This window comes from Mesorhizobium sp. BR1-1-2, assembly GCF_020165435.1.
GTDB lineage: Bacteria > Pseudomonadota > Alphaproteobacteria > Rhizobiales > Rhizobiaceae > Mesorhizobium.
This window is the reverse complement of record NZ_JAIUID010000013.1, coordinates 47,374-67,573: the sequence shown is the minus strand read 5'-3', so window position 1 is coordinate 67,573 and position 20,200 is coordinate 47,374. Positions and strand designations below refer to the sequence as shown.

The window sequence follows — 20,200 nt, the reverse complement described above, 5'->3', positions numbered from 1 at the left end:
CCGGCTACATCAGGCCGGCGATCCCGTCCCACAGAAGCTTCACCGCGACGACGGCCACCGTCGCATAGGTGAAGGGATAGAAGATCTCCGGACGCATGCGGCGCACCAGCCAGGCGCCGGCGATGGTGGATAGCGGCGCCAGCGGCATCAGCACCGCCGACGCGGTCAGATTGGTGCTGTCGAACTGGCCGAGCGCGAAATAGGGAACGAGCTTCAGCGCGTTGGTGGCGGCAAAGAAGATCGCCGCCGTGCCAGACAACACCTTCGGGTCGAGCCGGATCGGCAGCGCGTAGACCTGAAAGGGCGGGCCGCCGACATGAGCGACGAAGCTGGTGAAGCCGGCGACCGTGCCCCAGAGGGCGGCGGCCACGCGGTTGGGCTGCGCCGCATGGTCGGCGCCGTGGCGGTATTTGAGATAGAGCCAGCGCAGCACGAAGATGATGGCGACGGCGCCGACGATCAGCCGCACCGCCTCCTCGGTGACCAGTGCGGCCGTCAGCCAACCGAGACCGATGCCGATCACCGCGCCGGGCATCATGTCGACCAGCATCTTCCTGTTATAGACGCCCCACCACGTCCATACCGAAACGATGTCCATCAGGCACAGGATGGGCAGCAGGATGGCCGCCGCCTGCACCGGCGGCATGGTCAGCGCCATCAGCGGCACGCCGACGAAACCGACCGCGCCGCCAAACCCGCCCTTGGACAGGCCGACCAGAATGACCGCCGGGACGGCGGCCGCGTAGAACCACGGATCGGAAAGCAGGCCTGACATGGAGGAGGGACTGGTCTGGAGGGAAAGCGCGTCAACGCCTGAATAGCCCAGATTCCCGAGCGGAGCGACAGCAAATGTGGGCCTCGCCACAGCAAGGCCGGCCCATTCTGCTCTCGCCTATCGCCGTGCCGAGACCAGCAGGAACATCGGCCGATCGAGCTCTTCCGCCAGTTCGGGTTTGGCCGCGATCTGCGCGTCCGTCGGACGGAATTCCTCGACATGCTCGATGGTGAAGCCGCACCGGATCAGCGTGTTGAGCGTGGTGCCGATGGTGCGGTGATGTTTCACCACTCCCCTGGCCAGCCAGTCCGTCTTGCGCGGTCCCTCCACCAGATACCGGTCGATGGGCCATGTCTTGCGGCCTTCGGCATCGACAGACCACCCGGGATGGGTCGGCGCCATATAGATCGGATGCTCCGTCGAGAAGACGAAATGCCCGCCGGGGACCAGGGATTGGTGCACGGTCTGGAACAGCCGCGCGGCATCGCTGACATAATGCAGGACAAGCGAGCTGTAGACGAGATCGAAAGCCGCCCGCGGCAGGATGAGATCATCGAGATCGGCCCGCTCGTAGACGATGCCGGCATCCGGGCCGGCGGCACGCGCCCGGGCGAGCATCTTTTCCGACAGGTCGAGACCCAGAACCTCCTGGGCCCCGTGCTCAAGCGCCCAACGGCAGAACCAGCCGAAGCCGCAACCGAGATCGACGATTCGCAAGCCGCTGACGTCGGGAAGCATCGCGCGCAGCGCCGGCCACTCGGCGGCGCCGTCAAGCCCTTCGATGGAACGGCCGAGCTGGCTGTAGCCTGCGAAGAAATCCGGCTGATCATAGACATTCTGCGCCATGTTTTCCTCGTTGTTCATATAGCTGTGTTCATGTAACTGTCTGGCGGAGCCGCCACGCATTTCCATCAGCGCCAAGCAGAGTCAAGAAACGCGGACCGATCATGCGTCGAGTGGTGGCGGCCGCCGCCGGATCGGCTGCGCCTTGATGATGGCGGTGCTGGTCTCGGCCTTGTCTGCGATGCGATCGAGGATACCGTCGAGGTCGCCGATCGAACGCACGAACAGCCTGGCCACGAAGCAGTCGTCCCCCGTCACCTTGTCGCATTCGCCGAATTCGGGGATCTCCTCGATCAGCTTCTGGACGATGTGCAGCTTGCCCGGCAGCGGCTTGATGCGCACGATCGCCTGCAACGTATAGCCGAGCGCCAGCGGGTCGATCTCCACGGTGAAAGCCCGGATCACGCCGCGCTCCTCGAGCCGCCGCAGCCGCTCCGAAACGCTCGGTGACGACAGCCCGACCTGGCCGGCCAGCTCCTTCAGCGAAGTCCGCGCATCCCTCACCAGGATTTCGAGGAGACGTCGGTCGAGATCGTCAAGCATTTTACATTCTCAGGATTTCTAGAGCTATGCCTTTTTAAATTCGGTGAAATCAGCTTATAACCTTTCTAATTTCATGGAAACCCCTGAAGCCGCATGAGATTATGTGCGCAACGCTTTGGAGGTTTGCCGTGAACGATACAGCACGTGGGACGATCGAAATGTCCGCCGCAATGGCGATCCTGGGAACGATCGGATGGTTCGTCGTCCTGTCCGGCCAGCCTATCATGGATGTGGTGTTCTGGCGCTGCGCTTTCGGCGCGGTGACGCTGCTCTTCATCTGCGCCGGCTTTGGCCTGTTGCGCAACAGGCTGTCGCTTCGCGTTTTCGCCATCGCCGCCCTCGGTGGCGCCGCCATCGTCATCAACTGGCTGCTGCTGTTCAGCGCATTCTCGCGCGCATCGATCTCGATCGCCACCGCTGTCTACAACACCCAGCCTTTCATGCTGGTCGGCTTCGGCGCGCTCTTCTTCGGCGAGCGGCTGACCCTGACGAAATTGACCTGGCTGGCAATCGCCTTCGCCGGCATGGTGCTGATCGTCGAGGCCGCCCCCGATGCCGGCACTGTCGGCACCAACTATTTCGCCGGCATTCTGATGGCGCTGGCCGCAGCCTTCTTCTGGGCCGTCGCCGCCATCGTCACCAAGAAGCTCAAGGGCACGCCGCCGCATCTCATCGCGCTCGTCCAGGTCTGCGTCGGCGTCGTCATGCTGGCGCCCTTCGCCAATCTTTCGCATCTTCCGACCGGCGCCTCGAGCTGGGCCATGCTGGCGACGCTCGGCATCGTCCACACTGGCCTGATGTACATCCTGATGTACGGTGCCATCCAGAAGCTGCCGACGCATCTGCAGGGATCGCTCTCCTTCATCTACCCGGTCGTCGCGATCCTGGTCGACGTCACGGCATTCGGCCATCGCCTGCATCTTAGCCAGGTCGTCGGCGCCGCCGCCATCCTGATCGCGGCCGCCGGCATGAATCTAGGCTGGACATTGTGGAAGCCGAGGCCTGCCTCGGCATGCCCGCATCCGATCGAGTAACGCCGGTCGCCGGCGCTTCGGCGGTCGAAAATAGCGATCCCGCCCGCCCCGCCTGTTCAAAGCGGGCACTTTGCTCTATGCCGCAATCCAACCATCTTCGCCCGGCATAGGCGAAACCCGGGATCGAATACCATGAACGACGCAACGCCCCCCAATCGCTGCCGCATCGTGCTGATCGCGCCATCTGGCGTGCCGGCCGCCCATATTGTCTCGGCCTTCGACGGTGGCGACGTCGCCTCGCTGATCCTGCCGCAGAACGGCATGGACGAAGCCTCCTTCCAGGCCTTCGCCGCCGAAATCGTGCCGGCGGCACAGGCAGCCGGCATCGCGGTCGTCATTGCCGGCGATACGCGCATCGCCGGGCGTGTCCAGGCCGACGGCATCCATGTCGAGGTCTCCAAGGCCGAACTCGCCGAGACGGTCGAGCATTTCCAGGCAAAAATGATGGTCGGCGCCGGCGGTGCCAAAACCCGTGATGACGCGCTCGAACTCGGCGAAGTCAGGCCCGACTATATTTTCTTCGGCCGCTTCGGCTACGACAACAAGCCCGATCCGCATCCGCGCAACCTGGCGCTGGGGCGATGGTGGGCGCAGATGATCCAGATCCCCTGCATCGTCATGGCCGGATCGGAGCTCGCTTCGGTCGAAGCGGTTGCAGATACGGGCGCCGAGTTCGTTGCGCTGTCGAGTGCGGTGTTCGCCGACGGCGTCGATCCCAAAGCGGCTATCGCTCGAGCCAATGCCCTGCTCGACGAAACCGCACCGCGCTTCGAGGACTGACGTGTCTTCGGCAAGGCTTCCCCTTCAGGCCCTGCTTGCTGCGGTCATGATCCAGGCCGCTGCCGCCGAAACGGTTCCTTTGCCGCACCCCAAGCCGGATGTCGGCGTGCATACCGACAAGCCGATCGAAAAGCAGTTGCCGCAGCCCGCCACCACCGCCGAACCAGCGCGATTGCCTTCGGCCGACACCGTTAACCCCGACCGCTTCGGCGCCAAGCCGGCGGACGCGGCCTACGGCGCCTTCCAGCGCGGACTCTACAAGACCGCCTACAACCTCGCGCTGGTGCGCGCGCAAAACGGCGACCCGGCGGCGCAGACGCTGGTGGCCGAGATCCTGTCGCGCGGACTGGGTGTGCCCCTCAACGCGGCCGCAGCGGCGAAATGGTACGCCGCTGCCGCCGAGCAAGGGGTGCCGGAATCGCAGTTCCAATATGCGCTGATGCTGCTCGACGGCCGCTACGTCAAAAAGGACGAAAAGGAAGCCTATGCGCTGATGCAGGCCGCTGCCGAAGCGGGCAACCGGCTGGCGCAATTCAATTTCGCGCAGATGCTGGTCCAGCAGGACCCGGGCGACGCCGGCATCGCCAAGGCCGTGACCTATTACGAGCGCGCCGCGACGACCGGCCTCGCCGACGCCCAGTATGCGATGTCGCAGATCTATGCCAACGGCGTCGGCGGCAAGCCGCGCGACGATGCCCAGGCCCGGCGCCTGCTGGCGCAGGCCGCGCGGCAAAACTACGACACCGCGCAGCTCGACCTCGCCACCTGGATGATCGAGGGCCGCGGCGGCGGGCGTGATTTGAAATCCGCCTTCGGCTGGATGAAACAGGCCGCTGAAGGCGGCAATGTCGCCGCCCAGAACCGCCTGGCGAAACTCTACATGCAAGGCATCGGCACCGAGCCGGACCTCGTGCTTGCCGGCGCCTGGTACATTGTCGCCCGCCGCGCCGGCCTCATCGACCCCGAGATGGACGATTTCCTGCAAGGGCTGAGCGACGACCAGACCAAGCAGGCATTGCAGAAGGCAAACCGCTTGCCTTGATGGCGGTTGGCGAAATCGGCCGGCGCGTCGCCCCGTAACTCGGCCCATCCTGCCCACTCCCTTGCCTCTTCCGGCGATTTGTGGTCTTGGGGGCCCGAAATCGCTTGTCCCGCGAAAAAATCTCATTCCCGGATCACATCACCATGGCCAAGATCAACGGCAACGAAATCCGTCCCGGCTACGTCATCGAGCACGATGGCGGCCTGTGGGTGGCCGTCAAGACCAACACGGTCAAGCCGGGCAAGGGCGGCGCCTACAACCAGGTCGAACTGAAGAACCTCATCAACGGCACCAAGCTGAACGAGCGCTTCCGTTCGGCCGAGACGGTCGAGCAGATCCGGCTCGATCTTAAGGATTTTTCCTTCCTCTACGAGCAGGGCGACGCCCTGGTGTTCATGGATACCGAGAGCTACGAGCAGCTCGAGCTGGCGAAGGACTTCGTCGGCGACCGCGCCGCTTTCCTGCAGGATGGCATGATGGTGACGGTCCAGCTCTACGAGGAAAGGCCGATCGGCATTTCGCTCCCCGACCAGGTGACGCTGACCATCACCGAGGCGGACCCGGTGGTAAGGGGCCAGACGGCGGCCTCTTCCTACAAGCCCGCGGTGCTGGAAAACGGCATCCGCGTGTTGGTGCCGCCCTTCATCGGCGCGGGGGAGCGTATCGTCGTCGATACCAATGAAATCACTTATATGCGCCGCGCCGACTGATGCAGGTCGCCCAAAAGTGGCCCCGGTTTTGGGTCACCGACACGCATCAGGACAAAGGTTAAAGCGCGGCAGCAGGAAGAATTACGATGGCACGCTCAGCCCTTCTCAACGTCATGGTCCAGGCCGCAATGAAGGCCGGCCGCTCGCTGTCGCGCGATTTCGGCGAGGTCCAGAACCTGCAGGTCTCGATGAAGGGGCCGGGCGACTATGTCAGCCAGGCCGACCGCAAGGCCGAGGACATTGTATTTGCCGAACTGTCGAAGGCGCGGCCCGGTTACGGCTTTCTGATGGAAGAGCGCGGCACGATCGCCGGCGATGACAGCCAGCACCGCTGGATCGTCGATCCGCTCGACGGCACCACCAATTTCCTGCACGGCATTCCGCTTTTCGCTGTCTCGATCGCGCTCGAGCGCCAGGGCCAGATCGTGGCCGGCGTGATCTACAACCCGGCCATGGACGAGCTCTATACGACCGAACGCGGCGGCGGCGCCTTCATGAACGATCGCCGCCTGCGTGTCGCCGGCCGCACCAAGCTCGTCGACGCCGTCATCGGCTGCGGGGTGCCGCATCTGGGGCGTGGCCAGCATGGCAATTTCCTGGTCGAATTACGAAATGTCATGGCCGAGGTTTCCGGCGTCCGGCGCCTGGGTTCGGCCTCGCTCGATCTCGCTTACGTCGCCGCCGGCCGCATGGACGGGTTCTGGGAAGTCGGCCTGTCGGCCTGGGACATCGCCGCCGGCCTGCTCTTGATCCGCGAAGCGGGCGGCTTCGCCTCCGACATGGACGGCGGACAGGACATGCTCGACAACGGCTCGGTCGTCGCCGGCAACGAGACCATCCAGCGCGCCCTCCTGAAAACCGTGAAAAAACCGTTCGCGCCGCGCTGAAGCGCCGCAGTCGTAAAACCGCCAACAAAGCTTGAAATACTGTCCGGCGATTGCCCAGATACGGGTGACGCAGGACGATCGATGGCGAATACACCGGAGCTCGACATTCCCTTCATCGGACGCTGGCATTACTCGCGTGCCGAGATGATCGCCGACGGCATCGTCCATGCCGTCGGCATCGTGCTGGCGATCGCGGCCGGTTCGGCGCTGCTGGCGCTGGCCGCTTTCCGGGTCGGACCGGGAGAATACATCGCCGCCGCCTTCTATGTCGTGTCGCTGCTCACCGTCTTGTCGGTGTCGCTGACCTACAATCTATGGCCGGTGACCTCGCCGGTGAAATGGATCTTGCGGCGTTTCGACCACGCGGCGATCTATTTGCTGATCGCCGCCACCTACACGCCCTTTCTCGCGCAGCTCGACGGCTCGGCGCTGGCCGGCTGGATGATCGTCCTGGTCTGGACCGCGGCCATTATCGGCATCGCCATAAAGGTGTTTTTCCCCGGCCGCTTCGACCGGCTGGCGATCGTCTTCTATCTCGCCATCGGCTGGAGCGGCATCGTCCTGGTCGAGCCGCTCGTCGCCACCTTGCCAACGACGGCGATCGTGCTCATCGTTGCCGGCGGCATCGTCTATTCCTGCGGCGTCATCTTCTTCGCCTGGAAGGGGCTGCGTTTTCACAACGCGTTGTGGCATGGTTTCGTGGTCACCGGCGCCGGCCTGCATCTGGCGGCGATGGTCGATTGCCTGGTCATCAACCGTCTCTGATACCGCTCGCGGCAATATTGCCAAGCACCATTCAATTTGGTCACAATTCCGTTTAGAGTCGCCGACGACGTGATCGGCGGCAGCGGCATCGGAAACGGGGCACGGATGGCTTTTCTCAGATCCTTCGGCATGGGCAGGCGCTCCGACGTGCTGATCTACGACCCACATAAATTGTCGAGCCCGCAGGTCTTCCTGCTGACCATGGTCATCTTCCTGGCCATCGTCGCCTTCATCGCAGCGATCCTGACCCGGCAGATCTCGACCGCCTTCGTCACCAATCCGGGGCTCAACGGCCTGATCATCGGCGTGCTTGCCGTCGGCATTCTTTTGGCTTTCGTCCAGGTCGGGCGGCTGTTTCGCGAAGTGCGCTGGGTCAATTCGTTCCGCGCCGGCTCCGAGATCACCGAACCGGTGCTGCTGGCGCCGATGAAGGCGATGATCGGCCGCTCCGCGAGCATGGCCTTCTCAACCAGTTCGATGCGCACCATGCTCGATTCCATCGCCACGCGCCTCGATGAAAGCCGCGACACGTCGCGCTATCTCGTGGGCCTCCTGGTGTTCCTTGGCCTGCTCGGCACCTTCTGGGGCCTGCTGAACACGATCGGCTCCATCCGCGAGACAATCGAATCGCTCGATCCCGGTACGGGCGACGCGGCCGCTGTGCTGGATTCACTGAAGCAAGGGCTCTCGGCGCCTCTCTCCGGCATGGGCACGGCCTTCTCGTCCTCGCTGTTTGGCCTGTCCGGCTCGCTCGTGCTCGGTTTCCTCGACCTGCAGGCCGGCCGCGCCCAGACGCGCTTTTACACCGAGCTGGAGAACTGGCTGTCCTCGGTCACCGACCTGTCGTCCGATATCGTCGTCTCCGACGCAGTCCGCACCGAGCCTTCCGACGAAATCCGCCTGTTGTCGGAGCGGCTGCGCAGCATGCAGGAGAATGGCGGCGGCTCCAACCCGCGCGTCGCCACCGCCATGGCCAATCTCGCCGACGGCATTTCCGGCCTGGTCAAGAACATGCGCTCCGAGCAGCAGATCATGCGCGACTGGGTCGAAGCGCAGTCGGATGAACAAAAGGCGATGCGCAACACGCTGGAAAAGATCGCCGACGCCCTGAAGAAGACCGGGGTGCACTAGCATGGCGCTCGCCAGGAGCCGGCGCGCCGACCGCCGTATCGACTATTGGCCTGGCTTCGTCGACGCACTGTCGACGCTGCTTCTGGCCATCATGTTCCTGCTCACCGTCTTCGTGCTGGCGCAGTTTCTGCTCGGTCGCGAAATCTCCGGCAAGGACACGGTGCTCAACCGCCTCAACTCGCAGATCAACGAACTGACGCAGCTTCTCGCGCTGGAGCGCTCGACAGCGCAGGATAAGGAGGATTCGCTCGCCAATCTGCAGGCATCGCTGTCCGCGGCGGAAGCGGAGAAGAGCCGTCTCCAGCAGTTGCTGGCGCAAGGTGCGGGCGCCGGCGACGCGGCCAACCAGCGCGCGGCGGCGCTGACGGGCGAGCTCGACAGCCAGCGTCAGATCAGCCAGCAGGCGCTGAGCCAGGTCGAGATCCTCAACCAGCAGATCGCGGCGCTGCGCAAGCAGATCGGCGCGCTCGAGGACGCGCTCAACGTCTCCGAGGCCCGCGACCGCGATTCCAACACCAAGATCGCCGATCTCGGCCGCCGCCTCAACGTGGCGCTGGCGCAGCGCGTGCAGGAGCTCAACCGCTACCGCTCCGACTTCTTCGGCCGCCTGCGCGAGATCCTCGCCGACCGCGAGAACATCCGCATCGTCGGCGACCGCTTCGTCTTCCAGTCGGAAGTGTTGTTTCCGACCGGCTCGGAGGTGATCAACGATGCAGGCAAGATCGAGATGAAGAAACTCGCCGACGCCATAATCGAATTGCAGAAGGAGATTCCGCCCGAGATCAACTGGGTGCTGCGCGTCGATGGCCATACCGATAACAAGCCGCTTTCCGGCACCGGCCGCTATCGCGACAATTGGGAGCTGTCGACGGCGCGCTCGACCTCCGTGGTGAAGTTCCTGATCGAGAACGGCGTGCCGGCCAACCGGCTGGTCGCCGCCGGCTTCGGCGAGTTCCAGCCGCTCGACCCCGCCGACACCGAAGAGGCGCGCAACAAGAACCGCCGGATCGAACTGAAGCTCACCGAACGGTGATCCATCATCACGTGATCTCACGCGAATTTGTTCGCCGGCTCAACTCTAGGGCGCAGTTGCGCACCGGCAAGGCCTGAAAAGATTATCTTTTTTTAATTACACTTCGCCACGGAGCGCTCCTAGCGTGTCGCGCAGGGCCGAGAACCGCCGGCGATGCCTCCCATCGCGACGCGACGGAACTGGACGGCCCGCATCGTCCGGAAGCGGAACGGCAGAGCCCTTCTTTTCCGCAGCAAAAAGGAGGCGCCGTCATGCGCTCTTCAGCATCTGTCAAGACTGCAACCCTTGCCGCGATTCTTGTCGCCGCCCCGCTTGCCGGCGCCTACGCCGCGGGTCACCACAGGGGCGCGCTCGACGCGACCGACCCGACCGACATGACCGGCCCGCGTGTAGAGGCTCTCATTGAACAGGTTCAAGGCGTCCATCAGGGCATAATCACCGCCAGACAAGCCAACCACATCACCCCGGCCGTGGCGGAGCGCCTGGAAATGCGCACCGCCCGCATAAGTCAGGCGGCCGAGAAGATAGCCTCGTCGGATCACGGCAGGATACCGGCCGCGCAATATCATGACCTGCTGCGCCGTCTCGACAATGTCGACCAGCGGCTGAGGGTCGACATCGGTAGCGGCTTCCTGATGGGCGACGGCGCCGACGGCGGGAACTATCCGAACGGCTGAGGCCATTCTGATCGCGGCCCTGGAGGAAGGGACCACCTGGCGTCTACGGAGCCCAATCTCGCAGGCGCCTCTTTTCCTCACCAGCCGAGCCAGACCGCGACCAAGGCAGCCGCTGCCGGCGCGGCCTGCACGAACAGGATCTTGCGACCGACCGTTGCCGCCCCGTAGAGCCCGGCAACGGCCACGCAGAGCAGGAAGAAAACCTTGACCTGGAAACCGGCCGTGCCGAGGCAGAGGGCCCAGATCAGGCCGGCGACGAGAAAGCCGTTGTAGAGACCCTGATTGGCGGCAAGCACCTTCGAGGCGCTGGCGAATTCCGGCGTCAGTCGGAATGTCTTGTGCCCGCGCGGCGTGTCCCAGAGCACCATCTCCAGATAGACGATGTAGACATGGATCAAAGCCACCAGCCCGACCAGGATGTTGCCGATCATCGTGTTCCCTCGTGATGTATCGTCGGGTAGCATTTCACGCGTCGGCTCGCCAGCGCAAGGCGCATCTGCCGGACGGCGCGTGAGGGTTGCAAACGCTCAGGCGTTGGTATCTTTTCGCCCCGTCCCCAATCACGGAAGCCGCCATGTCCTTTGAAAAACTCGATGACCTCGGCCACAAGCTCGAAGCCCTGGAGCACGCGCTGGCCATCCTCGGCGCCGATGAAGCGACCCACATGGCCGTCGGCGGCGGCGAGAAGCGCGCCGAGGCCATGGCGGCACTTGCCGGCATGTACCACACCAGGGCGACCGCGCCGGAAATAGCGGACTGGATCGCAGCCGCCGAAGGCGAAGCACTTGACGACGAGCAGCGGGCGGCGCTGGCCGAACTGCGGCGGCAATACACCAACCTGACCTGCCTGCCGGTCGAATTCGTCGAACGCCAGACGACCGCGCGCATGCGCTGCGAGCAGCTGTGGCGCGACCTGCGGGCCAAGAACGACTGGGCGGGCTTCCTGCCCGCGCTTGAGGGCGTGGTGGCGCTGGTGCGCGAAGAGGCGGCCCTGCGCGCCGACATCCTCGGCCTCGCCCCCTACGACGCGCTGATGGAGCAGTACGACCCCGGCAACCGCGCCGCGGATATCACGCCCGTCTTCACCGAGCTGAAGACCTTTCTCAGGGATTTCGTGCCGGAGGCGTTGGCGGTGCAGGAAGCGCGGCTGCGCAAGCGCCCTCTGAAGCCGCTTTCGGGAACCTACGCGGTCGACAGGCAGCGCGAACTCGGCCTCGCCATGATGGCGGCGGTCGGCTTCGACCTGACGCACGGCTCGCTGTCGGTGTCGCACCATCCGTTCTGCGGCGGTGTGCCGAGCGACGTGCGCATCACCACGCGCTACAAGACGTCCGATTTCCTGTCGGCGCTGATGGGCGTGCTGCACGAGACCGGCCATGCACTCTACGAGCAGAACCTGCCGAAGGCGTGGTCGCACTGGCCGCTCGGCAAGGCGCGCGGCATGGCGGTGCATGAAAGCCAGAGCCTGTTCGTCGAGAAGCAGATCGGGCGCAATCCCGCCTTCTGGCGTTGGGCATTGCCGGTCGTGGAAAAGCATCTCGGCGAAGCCTGGTCGCTCGACGACATCCTGCCGCATGTCCACCATGTCGAACGCGGCCTGATCCGTGTCGATGCCGACGAGGTGACGTACCCGCTGCATGTCATCCTGCGCTACGAACTGGAGCAGGAGCTCGTCTCCGGCAGGCTCGAGGTGGCCGAGCTGCCCGAGGCTTGGGATGCCAGGATGCGCGACTATCTCGGCCTCTCAACCATCGACAACCCCGCGGACGGGCCGATGCAGGACGTGCATTGGCCTGCCGCCGCCTTTGGCTACTTTCCGTCCTACACGCTGGGCGCCATGATGGCGGCGCAGCAATGGGCGGCGTTGACGCGGGAGCATCCGTCGGCCGATGACGATCTTGCCCGGGGAAATTTCGATGCCGTCAACGGCTGGCGCCGCAAGAACATATGGTTGCAGGGATCGCGCTGGTCGACGCCCGACCTGCTCGAACGCGCCACCGGTGAAAAGCTCAACGCCGTGTATTTCACCGACCATCTACGCAAACGCTATGGAGCCGCGTGAGCAACGCCGGGGTGGCTGACTACTCAGCCGCGCCCCTGAAGGCGCTGGCGCCGGTCTCGAACTGCAGCTTGGCGAGCCGGGCATAGATGCCGCCCTTGGTCACCAGGCTCTGATGCGTGCCTTCCTCGACGATACGGCCGCCATCCATGACCAGGATGCGGTCGGCCTTCAGCACCGTCGCCAGGCGGTGCGCGATAACGATCGTGGTGCGGCCCCGCATCAGCCGCTCCAGCGCCATTTGCACCAGCGTCTCGCTTTCGGCATCGAGTGCCGAGGTCGCCTCGTCGAGCAACAGGATCGGCGCGTCGCGCAGGATGGCGCGCGCGATCGCCACCCGCTGGCGTTGCCCGCCCGACAGCGTCACGCCGCGCTCGCCGACCTGGCTGTCATAGCCCTTCTCGAGCTTGAGGATGAATTCGTCGGCAAGCGCGTCCTTTGCCGCCGCTTCGATCTCCGACTCGCTGGCGCCCGGCCGGCCGAAGCCGATATTGTCGCGCGCGCTGGCCGCGAAGATGGTGACGTCCTGCGGCACGATGGCGATGCGTTGCCGTATCGAAAGGGGGGCGGCTTCGCGGATGTCGACGCCGTCGACCAGGATCCTGCCGGTCTCTGGATCGTAGAAGCGCAGGATCAGCGAGAACACCGTGCTCTTGCCCGCTCCCGAGGGACCGACGATCGCCACCGTCTCGCCAGGCTTGACCGAGAAGCTCAGGCCGTGGACGGCGGCGCGGTCGGGCTGGGCCGGGTAGGAGAAGGACACGGCCTCGAAGCTGATCGCTCCCTTGCTCGCCACCGGCAGCGGCCTGGGATTGGCAGGCGCCACGATCGCCGGCTCCTCGGCCAGGATTTCCGTCAACCGTTCGGCGGCACCTGCTGCCTGGGCCAATTCGCCCCAGACCTCCGACAGCGCGCCGAGCGCACCGGCGGCGAATACCGAATAGAGCAGGAACTGGCCGAGCGTACCCGGGGACAGATTGCCGTCGAGCACGTCGCGCGAGCCGAACCACAACACCGCCACGACCGAGGAGAAAATCGTGAAGATGGCGAAGAAGGTGAGGAACGAGCGCGCGAAGATCGAGGCGCGCGCGGCCTCGAAGGCGGCCTCCACCGCACCCGAAAAACGCCCGGTGACCAGCGTCTCATTGGTGAAGGCCTGCAATGTGCGCACCGCGCCGATCTGCTCGCTGGCATAGGCGGTGGCATCGGCCAGCGTGTCCTGCGCCTGCCTTGACTTTCGCCGCACCGAGCGGCCGAAGGCGACCAGCGGCAGCACGATGATTGGAATGGCTGCGATGACCAGACCGGACAGTTTCGGGCTGGTGAAAACCATCATCGCGACCGCGCCGAGGCCAAGGATGACATTGCGCAGCGCCACCGAAGCGGTCGCCCCGACCGCCGATTTGACCTGCGTGGTGTCGGCGGCGAGCCGCGACACGATTTCGCCCGACTGGGCAGTGTCGAAGAAGGCCGGCGACAGTTTCGTCACATGGGCAAAGACATCGCGCCTGATGTCGGCGACGACACGCTCGCCGAGCGTGATGACGAAATAGTAGCGGCCCGCCGATGCCGCCGCCAGCAGCGCGGCCATTGCCACCAGCGCGGCGAAATATTCGGCGATGAAGGAGGAACCGGACGGCGTGAAACCATGATCGATCATGCGCCGTACCGCCAGCGGCAGCGCCAGCGTCGTCACCGCCGCGACGATCAGCGAGATGACGGCGCCCGCCACCAATGTGCGGTAGCGGCCGATGTAGGGAAACAGGCGCCTGAGCGGCTTGAGCGAGCGCCGGCGCTCGTCTGCGCTGCTGGTTTGCGCCATCCTGGTCTTTCCTCTTGGCCGCCTTCAGCTATGCGCCTCAATATGCGCTTGCCGCGGCCTTGTGATTCAATTCCGGCTGATGTATAGGCTCGCCGACCGTTTTAGAAGCCGTGGCTCCTCAATAGCTGCGGCTTCGAGTTTTAAAAAGGGGCGCATCGACGCAGGCTTTCAGCCCGTCAGCCGCGCCCGGCAAGCCAGGAACCGAGCCATGAAGACCGATATCCATCCCGACTACCACACCATCAAGGTCGTCATGACCGACGGCACCGAGTACATGACCCGTTCGACCTGGGGCAAGGAAGGCGATACGATGAACCTCGACATCGACCCGACCACGCACCCGGCCTGGACCGGCGGCCAGCAGACCCTGCTCGATCGCGGCGGCCGCCTGTCGAAGTTCAAGAAGCGCTTCGAAGGTTTCGGCCTCTAGGCCTCATCAGCTTTTCGCAGACCAGAGAACCCGCCCTCGTGGCGGGTTTTTTGTGACCAGCTAGATACTCAGGCTAGCGCGCTGCCCGTGCATCCTGTTCCGCCAGCAATTCCCGGAGCGCCATGCGCTTATAGGCGGCGACCAGCCGGTCGCCCTCCTGGCGCTCGACCGAGATCGCCAGCCGCATGGCGGCCTCGCCCATCTGCCAGACGAGAAACGCCGTCGTCTCCAGCGCGACGGCATCGGCATCGGGCCGCAGGCGTTTGAGCGCCGCGGTGAGAAACTCGGCGTTCGCACGGCTGTCGGCAAGCTCCAGTTCGCGCAGCGCCTTGTCAGCCTGCGTGCCCGACCAGATATCGCGCATCACCGGCTCGGCGAGAAACAGACGGTAGTAAATGTCCACCAGCTCCGAGAACGCCCGCCGAAGGCCCTCGGCGTCGCCGACGTCCTTGAGCGCGGCTGAAATGCAGGCCTGGCTCTCGGCGGTGTAGCGCTCGGCCAGCGCCCAGACGATCGCCCGCTTGTCGGGAAAGAACTGGTAGAGCGAGCCGATCGACACCTCAGCCCGCTCCGCCACCTCGCCCATGCGCATGGCATCGCTGCCTTGCTCGGCAATCAGCGCCGAGGCGGCTGCGAGCATGCGCTCGACCCGTTCACGGCTGCGCTGCTGGCTCGGCGCGCGGCGTGGCGTGGCGACCTGTTCCTGTGGGGACGTGGCGGTTTTTTCCATGGCTCTTCAACAGACACCGGCGGCAATGCCACCCAGAAATGACTTGACTCGCAAAATACGAGGGTTTATCACGTTTTGCAAATATGAGGATTTCTCATGTTTTGAAAGAGGCAGACGGGGTAATTGATTTGAAGGCGTCGAACAGGTGCCCGACCACCCCCAAAACTTTTCCGCCCATTGCAAACTGAAACCGCCGCAACCGGCATCTGGAGCAACTGACATGATCGCGAAACTACTTCCCAGCCTCATCTTCATCGCCGCTATCGGCTCGGGCGTTGTCGGCGGCGTGTTCTTCGCCTTTTCCAATTTCGTCATGCCGGCAATGGCTCGCCTGCCTGCGTCGGGCGGCATCGCCGCCATGAACTCGATCAACGTCACCGTCATCACGCCGTTGTTCATGACCGCCTTGTTCGGCACCGGCCTGATCTGCCTTGTCCTGATCGCCGGCGCCATCATAGGCTGGCACCAGCCAGGCTCCGTCTGGCTGCTGGCCGGCGCGATCATCTATCTCGTCGGCAACCCGATCGTGACGATGGTTTTCAACGTACCGCTCAACGACGCGCTGGCCGCCGTCGATCCGGCGAGCAGCAACGGCGCTGCTGTATGGACCACCTACCTCAGGGACTGGGTGATGTGGAACCACGTGCGCACGGTCACCGCCATCGCCGCGCTGGCATCCTTCTGGTTCGCCGCGCGTTGACTCGGCATCGAGGCCGCCGAAGGCTCCTATAATGTTTGTCGGGAGAAGAGCCGTGAACGACCCGTATTCCATCATGGCCTTGGGCATTGCCGCGGGGGTCGGCCTCGGCGCTGTCTTTGGCGCGGCGATGGACGACCCTGCCGTCGGCATCGGCATGGGCATAGCAATCGGTGCCGGGATCGGCGCGATCTTCGGGCAGAGGCGAGGAAAATGACGTCCGGCTTTGCGGGAAGTCTCAGCTCTTCGCCTTGCGGTCGGCATGACCGAGATCGCGGTCCGGGTCGATGACGTCGCGCACCAGTTGCTTGAGTTTTGCCGCATCCGGAAAGCCGCCGTCGCGCTTGCGGTCCCAGACCAGCACCTCGTTGCAGGATATGGTGAAGATGCCGCCGGTGCCAGGCACCAGCGTTACCTCGCCGAGATCGACGCCGAACGTCGACAGCAGTTCCTGCGCCATCCAGCCGGCACGCAGCAGCCACTGGCACTGCGTGCAATAGGTGATGCGGATGGTGGGCAGCGGTTTTTCGGTCATGTCAGGCTTTGCTCACGCAGCGCTGAGCTTGGCCATGGTCTCATCGTCGACCTCGAAATTGGCGTAGACGCTTTGAACGTCGTCGTCGTCCTCGAGCGTGGCGACCAGCTTCATCAGCGACTGGGCGCGTTCTTCATCGACCGGAACATTGTTCTGCGGTTTCCAGATCGGCTTCACCGATTCCGCCTCGCCGAGAGAGGCTTCCAGTGCCTTCGACACCTCGCCGAGGTTTTCGAAGGCACAATAGATGGTGTGACCTTCCTCGTCCGACTCCACGTCATCGGCGCCGGCTTCGATCGCTGCGTCCATGACCTTGTCGGCGCTGCCGGCCGATGCCGGATAATAGATCTCGCCCACCCGATCCCACATGAACGACACCGAGCCGGTTTCACCCATCGCCCCACCGGCCTTGGTAAAGGCGGCGCGCACATTCGAAGCCGAGCGGTTGCGATTGTCGGTCAGCGCCTCGACGATCACGGCGACGCCGCCGGGACCGTAGCCCTCGTAACGCACGGCTTCGTAGTTCTCGGCATCACCCATCGAGGCCTTGTTGATGGCGCGCTGGATGTTGTCCTTCGGCATCGACACCGCCTTGGCGTTCTGCACGGCAAGGCGCAGGCGCGGATTCATCGACGGATCGGGCGTCCCGCTCTTGGCCGCGACCGTGATTTCGCGCGCCAGCTTGGAAAACATTTTCGACCGCACCGCGTCCTGACGGCCCTTGCGGTGCATGATGTTCTTGAACTGTGAATGGCCAGCCATGGCACCCCTGTCGTGTTCGGCTATAGCATTCCGCGGCGAGATGCATGAGCCCGCCTTCCGCAAAATGCCCTGATACAAATGTCAGAACGTCCCTGCTGCGTCCGAATGGACGTACGGCGCTCTTTGTCGGAATGGCCGGCTTATAGATAAATCGGCTCAATTCGTCCAGCCGCGCCGCGCATTGCCATGCACGGCAAGCGGTGACGGCTGTTCACCCCTCCAGATCGGACTTCAGCCGGTCGATGATGCTAAGCGCATGGCCGGCGTACTGGCTGATCCAGCGGTCGTGAATCTGCTTGATCGGCAGTGCGTTTAGGTGGTTCCAGCGCTCGCGCCCCTCGCGCCGTGCCACAATGAGATCAGCCTCTTCCAGCACTTTGAGATGCAGCATCACGGTGCAGCGATCGACATCGGAAAATGCCTCGCACAGCATGCCGGTCGTCTTTGGTGCGTCCTTCAGCAGATCCAGCATCTCGCGCCGGCGCGGATGCGCCAGCGCCTTGAAAACATTGTCGTCTTGCGATCGGCTTGACATGTTATATTTCTATAACATATCCTTGTATCAATCAAGGAAGGAGCTGTGGATATGTCTCTTGGATTCAGGGTTTCAGGACGCATCGGCAAACCGGTCGCCGAAGTCTTCGACGCGGTCGTCAATCCGAAGAAGCTCAGCTGCTATTTCACCACCATAGGCGGCGCCAGCGCGCCACTGGAGCCGGGCACCAATGTCGTGTGGTGGGGAAAGGTGCCGGTCGAAGTCGACGAAATCGTCAGGGACACCCGCATCGTGCTGCGCTGGGATGCCACCGACGAGGAGGGGAAGCCGGCCTACAAGACCCGCATCGAGATGAATTTCGAGCCGCTCGACGATGGCGGCACCTTCGTCACCATCGCCGAGGCCGGCTGGCACGAGGACGCGGCCGGGCTGAAGAAGTCCTATCTCAATTGCGAGGGCTGGTCGCAGATGCTGGCCTGCATGAAGGCCTATGTCGAACACGGCATCAATCTGCGCGACGGCTACTACCGCAGCGAGATGAAGGGCGAGCCTGCCAACGAGACCAATATTTGAGCGAAGCGAGGCCTGCCGTGAAAGTAACCCCGTTCCTGATGTTCGAAGGCAAGGCCGAGGAGGCCATGGCCTTCTATTGCGAGACCATCCCGGAGAGCCGCGTCCTCGACCTCACGCGCTACGGTGCAGGCGAGGATGGGCCCGAAGGGACGGTCAAGCTGGCTCGCGCCTCCATCGGCGGCACGCAGGTCATGATCTTCAACAGTCCGGTGCATCACGCCTTCACTTTCACGCCGTCGGTCTCGCTCTTTGTCGACTGCTCCACCGAAGAGGATCTGGAAGGTATCGTCGAGGCCCTGTCCAAAGACGGCACGTTTCTGATGCCGACCGGCAATTACGGCTTCAGCCGCCGTTTCGCTTGGCTGAACGACAGGTTCGGCGTTTCCTGGCAGATCAATCTGCCATAGCACCCGAGTCAGGCCGAGATCTGGCTGGAACTGTTCGCCGGGGATTTCTCCGGCGCCGCCGATCTTTTGGCCAAGGCCGGCGTCGAGCGATGCGATGTCATCGAACCGCTGGGAGACGGCTTCCGCGGTTTTGGATCACCAGCCCCGCCAACATCGTTCATATGGTGCGGGAGCCCGATGCGTGGTGAAGGCGTATTCGGCAGAGGAGAACGCTATGGAAATCCGTCAGATACCAACGGCCGAAGCCGCCATGCTGATCCGGCGGCCGGTCTCCGACGTTTTCGAGGCCATCGTCAACCCGGAGATCACCACGAAATTCTGGTTCACCCATTCCAGCGGCAGGTTGGACGGCGGCAAGCCGGTTCAATGGGAGTGGCGCATGTACGGCGTCTCGACGACGGCGCTCGTCAGCGAGATCGTCGCCAACGAAAAGATCTCCATGCAGTGGGGCGATCCGCCGACCACGGTGATCTGGACCTTAACCGAAATGCCAGGTGACGCGACCTTCCTGGAGGTCCACAATTTCGGCTTTGCCGGCAATGGCGACGAACAGGTAAAACAGGCGGTCGATTCAACCGGCGGCTTCACGCTCGTTCTGGCCGGTGCCAAGGCCTGGCTGGAACAGGGCCTGACACTAGGCCTGGTCGGCGACCGTCACCCCAAAGGAGCGCATTAGGCCCGGCCAGCCTCAATGCCCGCCGCCGGATTTCGCCTTCTTGCGGTTCCGCGCCAGCATGTTGAGGCCTTCGACGAGCGCCGAAAAACCCATCGCCGCGTAGATATAACCCTTGGGCACATGGTAACCCATGCCGTCGGCGATCAGCGTCATGCCGATCATCAGGAGGAAGCCCAGCGCCAGCATGACGATGCTCGGGTTCTTGGCGATGAAGTTCGCCAGCGGCGTAGCCGCCAGCATCATCACCGTAACCGCCACGATGACGGCGATGTACATGATGGCGATCTCGTCTGTCATACCGACGGCGGTAATGATGGAATCGATGGAGAAGACAAGGTCGAGCAGCAGGATCTGGAAGATGGCGCCGGCAAGGCTCATCTGCACCGTCTCGCCCAGCATCGTGTCCTGGTGATCGTCTGGGTCGACCGTGTGATGGATTTCCTTGGTGGCCTTCCACACCAGGAACAGGCCACCGGCGATCAGGATCAGGTCCCGCCAGGAAAAGCCATGACCAAGGGCGGTGAAGACCGGCGCCGTCAGTTGGACGATGATCGAGATGGTGGCGAGCAGCACCAGCCGCATGACGAGCGCCGCCGAGATGCCGAGCCGGCGGGCGCGGGCCCGCTGCGCCTCCGGCAGCTTGTTGGTCAGGATCGAGATGAAGATCAGGTTGTCGATGCCGAGCACGATCTCGAGCACCACCAGGGTCAACAGCGCGACCCAGGCGGTGGGATCGGACATGAAGGCGAAGTGCGGCGCCAGGAACTCGATAAGCTGCATGGAGGTCGTCCCC

26 protein-coding genes and 1 pseudogene are annotated in these 20,200 nt (G+C 63.9%); 17 read left to right on the top strand and 10 right to left on the bottom strand.

Going from position 1 to position 20,200, the window contains the following annotated elements; translation table 11 throughout:
* Positions 1–4 precede the first annotated feature (4 nt).
* From LB551_RS23720 to LB551_RS23710, 3 genes are all read right to left on the bottom strand, one after another.
* Complete coding sequence (locus tag LB551_RS23720; RefSeq protein ID WP_140493196.1) at positions 5–775, bottom strand: sulfite exporter TauE/SafE family protein; 771 nt, start codon at positions 773–775, stop codon at positions 5–7.
* A 117-nt stretch (positions 776–892) separates the two neighbouring features.
* Complete coding sequence (locus tag LB551_RS23715) at positions 893–1,621, bottom strand: class I SAM-dependent methyltransferase (protein WP_224660628.1); 729 nt, start codon at positions 1,619–1,621, stop codon at positions 893–895.
* A gap of 99 nt (positions 1,622–1,720) precedes the next feature.
* Complete coding sequence (locus tag LB551_RS23710) at positions 1,721–2,161, bottom strand: Lrp/AsnC family transcriptional regulator (RefSeq protein WP_224660592.1); 441 nt, start codon at positions 2,159–2,161, stop codon at positions 1,721–1,723.
* Positions 2,162–2,289: 128 nt separating this feature from the next.
* Here LB551_RS23710 and LB551_RS23705 point away from each other — a divergent pair, with 128 nt between their 5' ends.
* From LB551_RS23705 to LB551_RS23665, 9 genes are all read left to right on the top strand, one after another.
* Positions 2,290–3,195 carry a DMT family transporter gene (locus tag LB551_RS23705; RefSeq protein ID WP_224660591.1) on the top strand — a complete coding sequence of 302 codons (906 nt, stop codon included), beginning with the start codon at positions 2,290–2,292 and terminating at the stop codon, positions 3,193–3,195.
* 132 nt (positions 3,196–3,327) lie between these two features.
* Positions 3,328–3,975: a thiamine phosphate synthase gene (locus tag LB551_RS23700; protein WP_224660590.1), complete on the top strand. Its 648-nt coding sequence runs from the start codon at positions 3,328–3,330 to the stop codon at positions 3,973–3,975.
* A gap of 1 nt (position 3,976) precedes the next feature.
* Positions 3,977–5,017 carry a tetratricopeptide repeat protein gene (locus LB551_RS23695; protein WP_224660589.1) on the top strand — a complete coding sequence of 347 codons (1,041 nt, stop codon included), beginning with the start codon at positions 3,977–3,979 and terminating at the stop codon, positions 5,015–5,017.
* A 143-nt stretch (positions 5,018–5,160) separates the two neighbouring features.
* Positions 5,161–5,727: an elongation factor P gene (gene efp, locus LB551_RS23690; protein WP_140493174.1), complete on the top strand. Its 567-nt coding sequence runs from the start codon at positions 5,161–5,163 to the stop codon at positions 5,725–5,727.
* Positions 5,728–5,813: 86 nt separating this feature from the next.
* Positions 5,814–6,614, top strand: a complete 801-nt coding sequence (locus LB551_RS23685; RefSeq protein ID WP_224660588.1) for an inositol monophosphatase family protein — start codon at positions 5,814–5,816, stop codon at positions 6,612–6,614.
* A gap of 81 nt (positions 6,615–6,695) precedes the next feature.
* Entirely contained in the window at positions 6,696–7,379 is a 684-nt protein-coding gene (gene trhA / locus LB551_RS23680) for a PAQR family membrane homeostasis protein TrhA (protein ID WP_224660587.1), read from the top strand.
* Positions 7,380–7,484: 105 nt separating this feature from the next.
* Positions 7,485–8,510, top strand: a complete 1,026-nt coding sequence (locus tag LB551_RS23675; protein ID WP_140550838.1) for a MotA/TolQ/ExbB proton channel family protein — start codon at positions 7,485–7,487, stop codon at positions 8,508–8,510.
* Between the two features lies 1 nt (position 8,511).
* Entirely contained in the window at positions 8,512–9,543 is a 1,032-nt protein-coding gene (locus LB551_RS23670) for a peptidoglycan -binding protein (protein ID WP_140550837.1), read from the top strand.
* Positions 9,544–9,794: 251 nt separating this feature from the next.
* Positions 9,795–10,220, top strand: coding sequence for a hypothetical protein (locus LB551_RS23665; protein WP_140550836.1), 426 nt, complete (start codon positions 9,795–9,797; stop codon positions 10,218–10,220).
* 77 nt (positions 10,221–10,297) lie between these two features.
* On the opposite strand, the gene LB551_RS23660 is transcribed toward LB551_RS23665, so the two are convergent.
* Complete coding sequence (locus tag LB551_RS23660) at positions 10,298–10,651, bottom strand: DUF1304 domain-containing protein (RefSeq protein WP_140550835.1); 354 nt, start codon at positions 10,649–10,651, stop codon at positions 10,298–10,300.
* A 143-nt stretch (positions 10,652–10,794) separates the two neighbouring features.
* Between LB551_RS23660 and LB551_RS23655 the strand changes: the two genes are divergently transcribed.
* Positions 10,795–12,282 carry a carboxypeptidase M32 gene (locus LB551_RS23655; protein ID WP_224660586.1) on the top strand — a complete coding sequence of 496 codons (1,488 nt, stop codon included), beginning with the start codon at positions 10,795–10,797 and terminating at the stop codon, positions 12,280–12,282.
* A 19-nt stretch (positions 12,283–12,301) separates the two neighbouring features.
* On the opposite strand, the gene LB551_RS23650 is transcribed toward LB551_RS23655, so the two are convergent.
* Positions 12,302–14,101 (bottom strand): ABC transporter transmembrane domain-containing protein, encoded by a 1,800-nt coding sequence (locus LB551_RS23650; RefSeq protein ID WP_224660585.1) that lies wholly within the window; start codon positions 14,099–14,101, stop codon positions 12,302–12,304.
* Between the two features lie 208 nt (positions 14,102–14,309).
* Between LB551_RS23650 and rpmE the strand changes: the two genes are divergently transcribed.
* Positions 14,310–14,531 carry a 50S ribosomal protein L31 gene (rpmE, locus tag LB551_RS23645; protein ID WP_006327661.1) on the top strand — a complete coding sequence of 74 codons (222 nt, stop codon included), beginning with the start codon at positions 14,310–14,312 and terminating at the stop codon, positions 14,529–14,531.
* Positions 14,532–14,604: 73 nt separating this feature from the next.
* On the opposite strand, the gene LB551_RS23640 is transcribed toward rpmE, so the two are convergent.
* Positions 14,605–15,261, bottom strand: a complete 657-nt coding sequence (locus tag LB551_RS23640; protein ID WP_224660584.1) for a TetR/AcrR family transcriptional regulator — start codon at positions 15,259–15,261, stop codon at positions 14,605–14,607.
* A gap of 220 nt (positions 15,262–15,481) precedes the next feature.
* On the opposite strand from LB551_RS23640, the gene LB551_RS23635 reads away from it, so the two are divergent.
* On the top strand, positions 15,482–15,961 hold the full coding sequence (locus tag LB551_RS23635) for a DUF1772 domain-containing protein (protein WP_224660583.1): 480 nt from the start codon (positions 15,482–15,484) through the stop codon (positions 15,959–15,961).
* Between the two features lie 52 nt (positions 15,962–16,013).
* On the top strand, positions 16,014–16,175 hold the full coding sequence (locus LB551_RS23630) for a hypothetical protein (protein WP_181172467.1): 162 nt from the start codon (positions 16,014–16,016) through the stop codon (positions 16,173–16,175).
* Between the two features lie 21 nt (positions 16,176–16,196).
* Here LB551_RS23630 and LB551_RS23625 read toward each other — a convergent pair whose 3' ends face one another.
* The 3 genes from LB551_RS23625 to LB551_RS23615 all read right to left on the bottom strand — a co-directional run bounded on the left by LB551_RS23625 (position 16,197) and on the right by LB551_RS23615 (position 17,790).
* Complete coding sequence (locus LB551_RS23625) at positions 16,197–16,493, bottom strand: SelT/SelW/SelH family protein (RefSeq protein WP_224660582.1); 297 nt, start codon at positions 16,491–16,493, stop codon at positions 16,197–16,199.
* A gap of 12 nt (positions 16,494–16,505) precedes the next feature.
* Positions 16,506–17,255, bottom strand: coding sequence for a YebC/PmpR family DNA-binding transcriptional regulator (locus LB551_RS23620; protein WP_224660581.1), 750 nt, complete (start codon positions 17,253–17,255; stop codon positions 16,506–16,508).
* Positions 17,256–17,466: 211 nt separating this feature from the next.
* Entirely contained in the window at positions 17,467–17,790 is a 324-nt protein-coding gene (locus LB551_RS23615) for an ArsR/SmtB family transcription factor (protein ID WP_140493140.1), read from the bottom strand.
* Between the two features lie 51 nt (positions 17,791–17,841).
* Between LB551_RS23615 and LB551_RS23610 the strand changes: the two genes are divergently transcribed.
* The 4 genes and pseudogenes from LB551_RS23610 (at position 17,842) to LB551_RS23600 (ending at position 19,407) form a co-directional block, all read left to right on the top strand.
* The gene (locus tag LB551_RS23610; RefSeq protein WP_224660580.1) at positions 17,842–18,324 is read left to right on the top strand and encodes an SRPBCC domain-containing protein; all 483 of its coding nucleotides are present in this window, start codon (positions 17,842–17,844) and stop codon (positions 18,322–18,324) included.
* A 17-nt stretch (positions 18,325–18,341) separates the two neighbouring features.
* A complete protein-coding gene (locus LB551_RS23605; protein WP_224660579.1) occupies positions 18,342–18,731 on the top strand; it encodes a VOC family protein in 390 nt (129 codons plus the stop codon).
* Positions 18,732–18,919: pseudogene (locus LB551_RS30170) on the top strand (hypothetical protein); the annotation flags it as partial.
* Between the two features lie 26 nt (positions 18,920–18,945).
* On the top strand, positions 18,946–19,407 hold the full coding sequence (locus LB551_RS23600) for an SRPBCC family protein (RefSeq protein ID WP_224660578.1): 462 nt from the start codon (positions 18,946–18,948) through the stop codon (positions 19,405–19,407).
* Between the two features lie 12 nt (positions 19,408–19,419).
* Here the strand turns inward: LB551_RS23600 and LB551_RS23595 are convergent, their stop codons facing one another.
* On the bottom strand, positions 19,420–20,187 hold the full coding sequence (locus LB551_RS23595) for a TerC family protein (RefSeq protein ID WP_224660577.1): 768 nt from the start codon (positions 20,185–20,187) through the stop codon (positions 19,420–19,422).
* Positions 20,188–20,200: the final 13 nt, after the last annotated feature.

Excerpts from the sequence above, each read along its gene's own strand:
- efp (WP_140493174.1), top strand. The coding sequence starts at position 5,161 with ATGGCCAAGATCAACGGCAACGAAATCCGTCCCGGCTACGTCATCGAG.
- trhA (WP_224660587.1), top strand. The coding sequence starts at position 6,696 with ATGGCGAATACACCGGAGCTCGACATTCCCTTCATCGGACGCTGGCAT.
- LB551_RS23655 (WP_224660586.1), top strand. The coding sequence starts at position 10,795 with ATGTCCTTTGAAAAACTCGATGACCTCGGCCACAAGCTCGAAGCCCTG.
- LB551_RS23710 (WP_224660592.1), bottom strand. The coding sequence starts at position 2,161 with ATGCTTGACGATCTCGACCGACGTCTCCTCGAAATCCTGGTGAGGGAT.
- LB551_RS23720 (WP_140493196.1), bottom strand. The coding sequence starts at position 775 with ATGTCAGGCCTGCTTTCCGATCCGTGGTTCTACGCGGCCGCCGTCCCG.
- LB551_RS23660 (WP_140550835.1), bottom strand. The coding sequence starts at position 10,651 with ATGATCGGCAACATCCTGGTCGGGCTGGTGGCTTTGATCCATGTCTAC.
- LB551_RS23600 (WP_224660578.1), top strand. The coding sequence starts at position 18,946 with ATGGAAATCCGTCAGATACCAACGGCCGAAGCCGCCATGCTGATCCGG.
- LB551_RS23665 (WP_140550836.1), top strand. The coding sequence starts at position 9,795 with ATGCGCTCTTCAGCATCTGTCAAGACTGCAACCCTTGCCGCGATTCTT.
- LB551_RS23670 (WP_140550837.1), top strand. The coding sequence starts at position 8,512 with ATGGCGCTCGCCAGGAGCCGGCGCGCCGACCGCCGTATCGACTATTGG.
- LB551_RS23715 (WP_224660628.1), bottom strand. The coding sequence starts at position 1,621 with ATGGCGCAGAATGTCTATGATCAGCCGGATTTCTTCGCAGGCTACAGC.
- LB551_RS23685 (WP_224660588.1), top strand. The coding sequence starts at position 5,814 with ATGGCACGCTCAGCCCTTCTCAACGTCATGGTCCAGGCCGCAATGAAG.
- LB551_RS23620 (WP_224660581.1), bottom strand. The coding sequence starts at position 17,255 with ATGGCTGGCCATTCACAGTTCAAGAACATCATGCACCGCAAGGGCCGT.
- LB551_RS23635 (WP_224660583.1), top strand. The coding sequence starts at position 15,482 with ATGATCGCGAAACTACTTCCCAGCCTCATCTTCATCGCCGCTATCGGC.
- LB551_RS23640 (WP_224660584.1), bottom strand. The coding sequence starts at position 15,261 with ATGGAAAAAACCGCCACGTCCCCACAGGAACAGGTCGCCACGCCACGC.
- LB551_RS23675 (WP_140550838.1), top strand. The coding sequence starts at position 7,485 with ATGGCTTTTCTCAGATCCTTCGGCATGGGCAGGCGCTCCGACGTGCTG.
- LB551_RS23700 (WP_224660590.1), top strand. The coding sequence starts at position 3,328 with ATGAACGACGCAACGCCCCCCAATCGCTGCCGCATCGTGCTGATCGCG.
- LB551_RS23650 (WP_224660585.1), bottom strand. The coding sequence starts at position 14,101 with ATGGCGCAAACCAGCAGCGCAGACGAGCGCCGGCGCTCGCTCAAGCCG.
- LB551_RS23610 (WP_224660580.1), top strand. The coding sequence starts at position 17,842 with ATGTCTCTTGGATTCAGGGTTTCAGGACGCATCGGCAAACCGGTCGCC.
- LB551_RS23615 (WP_140493140.1), bottom strand. The coding sequence starts at position 17,790 with ATGTCAAGCCGATCGCAAGACGACAATGTTTTCAAGGCGCTGGCGCAT.
- LB551_RS23595 (WP_224660577.1), bottom strand. The coding sequence starts at position 20,187 with ATGCAGCTTATCGAGTTCCTGGCGCCGCACTTCGCCTTCATGTCCGAT.
- rpmE (WP_006327661.1), top strand. The coding sequence starts at position 14,310 with ATGAAGACCGATATCCATCCCGACTACCACACCATCAAGGTCGTCATG.
- LB551_RS23625 (WP_224660582.1), bottom strand. The coding sequence starts at position 16,493 with ATGACCGAAAAACCGCTGCCCACCATCCGCATCACCTATTGCACGCAG.